The organism is Pseudomonas izuensis, assembly GCF_009861505.1.
In the GTDB taxonomy this organism is placed as follows: domain Bacteria; phylum Pseudomonadota; class Gammaproteobacteria; order Pseudomonadales; family Pseudomonadaceae; genus Aquipseudomonas; species Aquipseudomonas izuensis.
Genome location: NZ_WTFT01000017.1, coordinates 184,268 through 193,250 on the forward strand (window position 1 = coordinate 184,268; position 8,983 = coordinate 193,250).

The 8,983-nt window shown below is 59.0% G+C and carries 9 protein-coding genes; 4 read left to right on the forward strand and 5 right to left on the reverse strand.

What is annotated here, in order from left to right:
- Positions 1 to 163 precede the first annotated feature (163 nt).
- Positions 164 to 1,321 carry an aminotransferase class V-fold PLP-dependent enzyme gene (locus tag GPL81_RS17400; RefSeq protein WP_160107724.1) on the forward strand — a complete coding sequence of 386 codons (1,158 nt, stop codon included), beginning with the start codon at positions 164 to 166 and terminating at the stop codon, positions 1,319 to 1,321.
- A gap of 63 nt (positions 1,322 to 1,384) precedes the next feature.
- On the forward strand, positions 1,385 to 3,193 hold the full coding sequence (locus GPL81_RS17405; RefSeq protein ID WP_160107725.1) for an aminopeptidase P family protein: 1,809 nt from the start codon (positions 1,385 to 1,387) through the stop codon (positions 3,191 to 3,193).
- Here GPL81_RS17405 and GPL81_RS17410 read toward each other — a convergent pair.
- The gene (locus GPL81_RS17410; RefSeq protein WP_160107726.1) at positions 3,186 to 4,094 is read right to left on the reverse strand and encodes a LysR family transcriptional regulator; all 909 of its coding nucleotides are present in this window, start codon (positions 4,092 to 4,094) and stop codon (positions 3,186 to 3,188) included. The genes GPL81_RS17405 and GPL81_RS17410 overlap by 8 nt on opposite strands.
- Positions 4,095 to 4,211: 117 nt before the next feature.
- Here GPL81_RS17410 and GPL81_RS17415 point away from each other — a divergent pair, with 117 nt between their 5' ends.
- Positions 4,212 to 5,210 (forward strand): zinc-dependent alcohol dehydrogenase family protein, encoded by a 999-nt coding sequence (locus GPL81_RS17415; RefSeq protein ID WP_160107727.1) that lies wholly within the window; start codon positions 4,212 to 4,214, stop codon positions 5,208 to 5,210.
- Here the strand turns inward: GPL81_RS17415 and GPL81_RS17420 are convergent.
- Entirely contained in the window at positions 5,207 to 5,797 is a 591-nt protein-coding gene (locus tag GPL81_RS17420) for a 2-hydroxychromene-2-carboxylate isomerase (protein WP_160107728.1), read from the reverse strand. The two genes, GPL81_RS17415 and GPL81_RS17420, sit on opposite strands and share 4 nt — an antisense overlap.
- Before the next feature lie 36 nt (positions 5,798 to 5,833).
- On the reverse strand, positions 5,834 to 6,562 hold the full coding sequence (locus GPL81_RS17425; RefSeq protein ID WP_160107729.1) for an SDR family oxidoreductase: 729 nt from the start codon (positions 6,560 to 6,562) through the stop codon (positions 5,834 to 5,836).
- A 91-nt stretch (positions 6,563 to 6,653) separates the two neighbouring features.
- Between GPL81_RS17425 and GPL81_RS17430 the strand changes: the two genes are divergently transcribed.
- A complete protein-coding gene (locus GPL81_RS17430; RefSeq protein ID WP_160107730.1) occupies positions 6,654 to 7,214 on the forward strand; it encodes a TetR/AcrR family transcriptional regulator in 561 nt (186 codons plus the stop codon).
- Between the two features lie 18 nt (positions 7,215 to 7,232).
- On the opposite strand, the gene GPL81_RS17435 is transcribed toward GPL81_RS17430, so the two are convergent.
- Together GPL81_RS17435 and rhtA are read right to left on the reverse strand one after the other, a co-directional pair.
- The gene (locus GPL81_RS17435; RefSeq protein ID WP_096509846.1) at positions 7,233 to 7,514 is read right to left on the reverse strand and encodes a hypothetical protein; all 282 of its coding nucleotides are present in this window, start codon (positions 7,512 to 7,514) and stop codon (positions 7,233 to 7,235) included.
- Between the two features lie 167 nt (positions 7,515 to 7,681).
- On the reverse strand, positions 7,682 to 8,569 hold the full coding sequence (gene rhtA / locus GPL81_RS17440) for a threonine/homoserine exporter RhtA (protein WP_096509847.1): 888 nt from the start codon (positions 8,567 to 8,569) through the stop codon (positions 7,682 to 7,684).
- Between the last annotated feature and the right edge of the window lie 414 nt (positions 8,570 to 8,983).

The window sequence follows — 8,983 nt, forward strand, 5'->3', positions numbered from 1 at the left end:
TTTCAGGAGCGTTCCTACGCACTTTTAAATGAAGTTGTACTTCTTTAACGGCATCCGATCAGGTATTGGTAACGTTCTGAACCCGGACGCAGCTCACGAGGCTGCGTCTCGACGTTTTCAGTCACGAGCTTCCTGATCCCGGAACACGCTCTGCGAGTCTTTTATGAATAAACGTCCGTTGTATTTCGACTACGCTGCCACCACGCCGGTGGATGAGCGGGTCATCAAGGTCATGGTCGAGTGTCTGGGGTTCAACGGCAATTTCGGCAACCCGGCCTCCAGCTCCCATGCGTTCGGCCAGCAGGCCCGGCAATCGGTCGAGCAGGCGCGACGCCAGGTCGCCGAACTGGTCGGCGCGCAACCTGAGCAGATCGTCTGGACCTCCGGCGCCACCGAATCCAACAACCTCGCCCTCAAGGGTGTTGCCCAGGCACGGGGCATTGCCGGCGGCCACGCCATCACCAGCCAGATCGAACACAAGGCAATCCTCGATACCGCGAAGCAATTGCAGGACGCCGGCATCGCGGTGACGTTCCTGGTGCCGGACGCCGACGGCCTGATCACCCCGCAAGCCGTCAGCGAAGCCATGCGCGAGGACACCTTCCTGGTCTCGCTGATGCTGGTCAACAACGAGCTGGGCACCGTCAACGACATCCCTGCCATCGGCCAGGTGGTGCGCAATCGCGGTGCGCTGTTCCATGTCGACGCGGCCCAGGGCGCCGGCAAAGTGGCGATCGACCTGGCCGAGTGGCCGGTGGACCTGATGTCGTTTTCGGCGCACAAACTCTATGGCCCCAAGGGCATCGGCGCGCTGTATGTCGGCCCGCGGACGCAACAGCGCTTGCTGGCGCAGATTCACGGCGGCGGGCACGAGGGCGGATTGCGCTCCGGCACCCTGGCGACTCATCAGATTGTCGCGATGGGCGAAGCTTTCGCACTGGCCGCCGCTTCGTTCGATGAAGAAAAGGCCTTGATCGTGGGTTTGCGTGAGCGCTTGCTCAAGCAATTGCTCGGTATTGCGGGCGTGCGACTCAACGGCAGCCCGACCCAACGCATCCCGCACACCCTGAGCCTGACCTTCAGTGAAGGTGAGTTCAATTCGACGGCCTTGCTGGCCTCGATCGCGTTTTCCGCGACCTCGGCCTGCAATTCTGCAAGCAATGCGCCGTCCCATGTGCTGCTGGCACTGGGGCATGACGCTCGCGCGGCGAGTCGAACCATTCGCTTGAGCCTGGGACGTTTCACCACCGAGCAGGATATCGATCAAGCAGCACAACTGATTAAAGCGGCCTGCGCCAGTGCTCCGGCATTCTGGCAATAGGCGATCAAGTGCCGACCTTGATCGGCACTACACAAAAATGATGAGTGTTTAGCAGGAGTTACGATGAATACGCAGTCTTCGATCAATGGATCTGTGCCCCAGCGCCTGGCGCACACCCGCGAGCTGATGAGCCGGGAGGGCATTCACGCGCTTCTGGTGCCGTCGGCCGACCCGCACCTGTCCGAATACCTGCCGGGCTATTGGCAAGGGCGCCAGTGGTTGTCCGGTTTCCATGGTTCGGTCGGCACCCTGATCGTGACCCCGGATTTTGCCGGGGTGTGGGCCGACAGCCGTTATTGGGAACAGGCGACCAAGGAACTCAAGGGCAGCGGCATCGAGCTGGTCAAGCTGCAACCGGGGCAACCGAGTCCTCTGGACTGGCTGGCCGAGCAAACCCCTGAAGGCGGCGTGGTCGCGGTCGATGGTGCAGTCATGGCCGTGGCCTCGGCGCGCACCCTGGGCAGCAAACTACAGGAGCGGGGCGCACGCCTGCGCACCGACATCGATCTGTTGAGCGAAGTCTGGAAAGATCGCCCGATTCTGCCGAACGAGCCGATCTATCAGCACTTGCCACCGCAAGCCACCGTCAGCCGTGGCGAAAAGCTCGCCAAACTGCGCGAGGCCTTGCAGGCCAAGGGTGCAGACTGGCACTTCATCGCCACCCTCGATGACATCGCCTGGCTGTTCAACCTGCGCGGCGGCGATGTGTCGTTCAACCCGGTATTCGTTTCCTTTGCTTTGATCAGCCAGCAACAGGCAACCCTGTTCGTGGCGCTGAGCAAGGTCGATGCCGAGCTGCGCGCGGTCCTGGAACAGGACGGCGTGACCCTGCGCGATTACAGCGAAGTGGCTGATGCACTGCGCGCGGTGCCGAGCGGTGCGAGCCTGCAGGTCGATCCGGCACGCGTGACGGCGGGGCTGCTCGATAACCTCAACAGCGGCGTCAAGCTGATTGAAGGCCTCAACCCGACCACCCTGGCCAAATCGCAGAAAAGCCTGGCCGATGCCGAGCACATCCGTCAGGCCATGGAGCAGGACGGGGCGGCGCTTTGTGAGTTTTTCACCTGGCTCGACTCGGCGCTGGGCCGAGAGCGCATTACCGAACTGACCATCGACGAGAAACTCACCGCGGCACGTGAACGTCGTCCGGGTTACGTTTCGTTGAGCTTCAACACCATTGCCGCGTTCAACGCCAACGGCGCCATGCCGCATTACCACGCCACCGAAGAAGAGCACGCGGTGATCGAGGGCGATGGTCTGTTGCTGATCGACTCCGGTGGCCAGTATCTGGGCGGAACGACTGACATCACGCGAATGGTAGCGGTGGGAACGCCGACCGCCGAGCAGAAGCGCGATTGCACCCGCGTGCTCAAGGGCGTGATTGCCTTGTCGCGCGCGCAGTTTCCCAAAGGCATTTTGTCGCCACTGCTCGACGCCATCGCTCGCGCGCCGATCTGGGCCGAAAGCGTCGACTATGGTCACGGCACCGGTCACGGCGTCGGCTACTTCCTCAATGTACACGAAGGTCCGCAAGTCATCGCCTATCAAGCCGCGCCTGCACCGCAAACCGCGATGCAACCGGGCATGATCACGTCCATCGAACCGGGCACCTACCGTCCGGGTCGCTGGGGTGTGCGTATCGAGAACCTGGCGATGAACCGTGAAGCAGGCAGCAGTGAATTCGGCGAGTTCCTGAAGTTCGAGACCCTGACCCTGTGCCCGATCGACACCCGTTGCCTGGAACCGTCGTTGCTGAGCGAGGAAGAAAAGCAGTGGTTCAACGCTTATCACGCCGAGGTGCGAGAGCGCCTGAGCCCGTTGCTCGACGGTGCGGCCCTTGAGTGGCTGAACACACGCACTGCGGCTATTTAACCGGCTGTAGCTCCGGCGCTGATTCCAGCGCCTGGCTCATGTAGTCGACAAAGGCTTTGACCCTGGCGGATTGGCGACGATTCGCCGGGGACACGGCATGTATTGGCAACGACTGCGCGGTGTATTCCTGCAATATTGCCGTCACTCTCCCGGCTTTCAGATCCTCGCTGAACAGCCATACCGGCGACAAAGCGATTCCCAAATCTTCGAGCACCATCTCGCGAATCGCTTCGGAATTGTTGCTTTGCGCATTGCCCTTGATCCGCACTTCATGGCGCTGGGTATCTTTCTCATAACTCCAAAGATTTTGACTGCTCAGTAAGTTGAACAGCAGGCAGTTGTGTCTGCTGAGGTCTTCGGGCGTTTGCGGCAGGCCGTGTTGGACCAGGTAATCCGGCGTTGCGACAGTCACTCGGTGAGTGATGCCGACATGGCGGGCGATCAGACCGCTGTCGTTCAGCGCGCCAATCCTGAATGTGACATCCAGACCTTCGCTGACCAGATCCTGATTCTGATCGCTCAGTTGCAAGTCAATCTGAACTTCGGGGTGACGCCTGAGAAATTCCGGCAGGCGCGTAGCAATCTGCAAGCGCCCGAAACTGACCGAGGAACCGATTTTCAGTGGCCCGGCGATGATTTCCCGGCCGGACTGAAAGCTGTTCTCGGCGGCGTCCACCGCCGCAAGGATTTGTCGGCATTCGTTGTAGTAGCGCTGCCCTTCATCGGTCAGGGACAGCCGTCGGGTGCTGCGGGCAATCAACTTTCCCCCCAGTTCTGATTCCAGCGCTCGCAGCACTTTGCTGATGGTCGGCTGGCTGGTCTGCAGCTCCCGGGCCACGGCGGAAAAACTGCCGCGTTCGACGACCCGCACGAAAATGGCCATTGCGTTGAGCTTATCCACAGGGGTTTCTCATTCATGCCAAGGGGGCATGCTTACTATAGCTATACAGCGTCTTATCGGCATGAGTGGGTGGGGGGAAAATCAGTCCTACAACCACCTCTGACGGAAATAGGCGAAATGACTGACTCACTGCAAATGCGCGCACTGATTGTTGACTCGGCTAACGCGCCACTACGCTTGGCTTCCCTACAGCGGCCCGTACCTGGCGCTGGACAGGTGTTGATACGGATAGCGGCCAGCGGGGTGAATCCATTGGACGGCAAGATTCGTTCGGGCCAGGCCGCTCATGCGCGGCAGCCGCTGCCGGCGGTGTTGGGCATGGACCTGGCGGGAACCGTGGAGGCGCCGGGAGAAGGCGTCAGTGGCTGGGAGCCGGGCGACGAGGTCTTTGCCATGGCAACGGGGATTGGCGGGACCCAGGGATCGCTGGCGGAATACGTGGTGGTCGATGCACGGCTGCTGGCGCGAAAACCGGGCAATCTGAGCATGCGTGAAGCGGCCGGGTTGCCGTTGGTGCTGATCACGGCATGGGAAGGGTTGGTCGACCGGGCTCGGGTACGGGTGGGGCACAAAGTGCTGATTCACGGCGGGGCGGGTGGTGTAGGGCATGTCGCTGTACAAATTGCTCGCGCATTCGGTGCCGAGGTCTTCGCTACCGGCTCTGCGCGGCAGCAGGGGATCATAGAAGCATTGGGCGCGACCTTTATCGATTACCGCAACGCTTCAGTCGAGGACTATGTGGCTGAGCACACGGCCGGGGAGGGCTTCGATATCGTCTACGACACTGTGGGCGGCGAAACCCTGGATGCGTCTTTCAAGGCTGTACGGATGTATCACGGTCATGTGGTGAGTTGTCTGGGCTGGGGGCAGCACAGTCTCGCGCCGCTGTCGTTTCGCGGGGCGAGTTATTCCGGGGTGTTCACCTTGTTGCCGTTGTTGACGGGCCAGGGGCGTGAGCGTCATGGTGAAATTTTGCGCGAGGCGGCGCGTCTGATCGAGGCGGGCAAAGTCACACCGATTATCGATCCGCGCCGTTTCACTCTGCAGACCGCCGAGGCCGCCCATGGGCTGCTCCTGTCGGGAGCGGCACAGGGGCGGGTGGTCATCGAGATTTAACTCAGGGCTTCGCGGACGAATTCCAGTCGGTCCTGGCCGAAAAATAGCTGGCCATCGACAAACATGCTCGGCGCACCGAATACACCGCGTTGCACCGCTTTCTCGGTGTTGTCCTTGAGCGCGGCTTTGACTTCTTCATCAGCTGTCAGGGCCAGCACTTCGTCGGGATCGAAACCATTCTGACTCAGTACGGTGCCAACGGTTACCGGTTCATTGAGGTTGTGGCCTTCAACCCACAGCGCTTTGAACAGGCAATCGATGAATGCAGCGAAGCGTTCAGGATGGCGTAGCTGCATGCCGGTGACGGCGCGCATGAGCATCAGCGTGTTGATCGGGAAATGCGGATTGAACTTCAACGGCACGCCATAGCGTTTCGCATACCGGTCGAGATCCTGAAACATATAGCGACCCTTGGCCGGAATCGCCGCCGGTGTGGCGTTGCCGGTGGCTTTGAACACGCCACCGAGCAGGATCGGAACGTAGATCAACTGGCTGTCGGTTTGCTCACAGATTTTCGGTAGCTGGGTGTATGCCAGGTAGGTAGCGGGGCTGCCCAGATCGAACAGGAATTCCACGGTTTTGCTCATGGTCGATGCACTCTGCTTATTGTTGTGGGGGAGGGCTTACCAGCGTTCGTTCCAGGGGCGCAGGTCCAGTTCGAAGGTCCAGGCGTCGCGGGGCTGGCTGTGCAGGTACCAGTAATTCTCGGCAATGTGTTCGGGATTGAGAATGCCGTCCTGGTCCTTGGTCGCGTATTTTTCAGGGAAGCTTTCGCGGATGAAATCGGTATCGATAGCACCGTCGACGATGATGTGCGCGACGTGAATGTTCATCGGCCCGAGTTCGCGGGCCATACTTTGCGCCAGCGCGCGGATCCCGTGCTTGGCGCCCGCGAATGCGGCAAAACCGGCGGCACCGCGCATGCCGGCGGTGGCACCGGTAAACAGGATCGTACCCCGTTGTCGCGTGGCCATGCGCTTGGCCACTTCACGGGCATTGAGAAACCCTGAGAAACAGGCCATTTCCCAAATCTTGAAATACTTGCGGGCAGTTTCTTCAAGAATGCTGCAAGGCACGTTGGCGCCGATGTTGAACACGAACGCTTCAATGGGGCCAATCTCGCTTTCGATCTGCTCGACCAGTGCCACTACGTCTTCTTCCTTGCGGGCATCGCAGGCAAAACCGTGGGCCTCACCGCCAGAGGCCTTGATGGAATCCACCAACGGCTGAAGCTTATCCGCGCTGCGCCGGGTGACACAGGCGACAAATCCTCCCTGCGCAAAACGTTTGGCGATGGCGCCACCCGTGGCATCACCTGCGCCGACGACCAGTACGACCTTCTTGTTATTCATGGATAGATCCCTTTGGTAAACGATCGTTAACTAAACGAACGTTATGCTACGATTCGATCAGCGTCAAGACGATCATCTCTGAGGGAAGGGCATGCGTTACTCAGCCAATCACAAGCTGGAAACAAGGGAAAAACTGCTGCAGAGCAGTGCGGTGTCTGCCAAGGCGTCCGGCTTTTCCACGGTGGGTGTCGACGGCCTGATGAAAGCCATCGGCTTGAGTGGAGGTGCTTTTTACAGCCACTTTTCGTCGAAGGACGAGTTGTTCGCTTCAATAGTCGAACATGAGTTGCGCCAGAGTATGGAGCGTTTGGGTGCTGATCAGGATCGCGACAAGCTTGAGCGTTGCCTGAAGCACTATCTCAGCATGTCCCATGTGGATCATCCGGAAACCGGCTGTGCATTGCCGGCATTGGGCGCCGAGATTGCCCGTTCCGATGTGATGATCCGACAGCAGGCGGAGCACTGGATCTGTCGACTTCAGGAGAATTGGGCGCAGGTGCTGGAGAGCGATAGCTTGGCCTGGGCCATCCTGTCGCAATGTATTGGTGCGTTGGTGGTGGCGCGGATGCTCGCCACGCCGGAGCTTCAGCGTACGGTGCTGAAGTCGAGTTACACAGAGATCGGCCGTCAGATCGCAGGTTCGAGAACCTGACGGCGAGGTATCGATTTTTTATTTGCAGATGACAATCATGCTGCGGCTGGTATACCCGGCGGGGTTGAGGCCGAACGGATAATCCCCGGGTTCTTCCACGGCATCCCCTGACTTGGCGATGACCTTGTATCCCTTGGGGGCGCACGAGTTGGCGGCGCTGGTGTAGCACTTGTCCCAGGATGAAGTCAGTCCTGAACAGTTGATGTGCAGCCCTTTCTTGCCGTGTTTCACTTGCGTTTTCGAAGTCGCCGCGCAGCCCGCAACTGCAAGTACGGCGATCAGTATCAAAATTCGTTTCATTGCTGTCCTTGGTGCGTTTCCGGATCTGGGGCCCGGTCTGGCAAAATTCGCTTTTGCATGAAGCGTTCTGATATCCCTGTCCTGAAATATCCATGTCTGGCACTGGGTTGCGGACCTAAACATGGCCTAAACGGGCGGCAAATACCAGCGTCTCATCAAATCTTGCGCTAATCCGCCGCAACTGCGGGCTTGACGGTACTCCCCATGGTCATGGTGGCACCGACGGATGCCAGAATGATGCACAGAATGGCCATCCACTGCGAAAGGGAGAGATATTCATGAAGAAACAGCAAGCCTGACAGCGCACCGAATGCGGGTTCAATGCTCATCAATGTGCCAAAGGTCCTGGCCGGCATGCGCGTCAGGGCGACCATTTCCAGCGTATAGGGAAGGGCTGTGGACAATAGAGCGACCCCGATGGCCACCGGGATCAATGATGGCGTCAGCAGGGCCGCACCCGCATGAACGATACCGATGGGGGCTACGAACAGGGCGGCGATCATTACGCCCAGCGCAGCCGTCTGCACGCCATTATCAGCGCCAGCCTTTTGGCCGAAAAGAATGTACAGCGCCCAGCAGACTCCAGCGCCCAAGGCGTACCCAGCGCCTAAAAGATCGATGCCCGCGGTCGTTGCACCGGTCGGTATCAGCAACAACAATCCGACCGCTGCGAGGGCGATCCAGAGAAAGTCGATTGCCCTGCGTGAAGCGTAGATGGCTACGGCCAATGGACCGGTGAACTCCAGTGCTACCGCAATTCCCAGGGGAACTGTGCGCAAGGACATATAGAAGAGGAAGTTCATGCCGCCCAGCGCCATGCCGTAAACGATGACAGTGCGCAGGGACTTGGCAGTGAGCTTCGCTCGCCATGGGCGCAGGAGTAGCAACATGATGACGCTGGCAAAGATCAGGCGAAGGGTTGTGGTCCCCTGGGCGCCGATGACAGGGAACATGCTTTTAGCCAGGGAGGCTCCGGACTGGATCGATGCCATGGCTATTAATAGCAGGCCCACCGAAAACAAGGTCGAGGCAAGGCTGCGAGGCTGATCGTTCATTGGGTGGCATCGTCCGAAGTAGGGAGCTGGGTACTGTCTTGTGTTGGGCAATATACTGCGCAATCGTGGCTGGCTAGTCTATATATAAGCGGCGAATTTGTACTTGCTGATAGAAAAACCAAATCAAGACTTGACGGCAGATTCTGAAGGCCTATAATTCGCCCCACTTCCGGCGCAGTCGAAACGGAAAACTCCTTGGTAAACAATGAGTTACGCAGTTTTCGACAGTGAGTTGCTTCAGGTCATCGAAGCCGAAAGGAAGTTGAAAAAGAGGTGTTGACAGCAGCGTGTAACGCTGTAGAATTCGCCTCCCGCTGACGAGAGATTGACAGCGCAAGTGGTTGAAGTTGTTAAGGATTCCTTGAAAGCTTCTGAAACAAATCACTTGACAGTAAATGAGGCTGCTGTAGAATG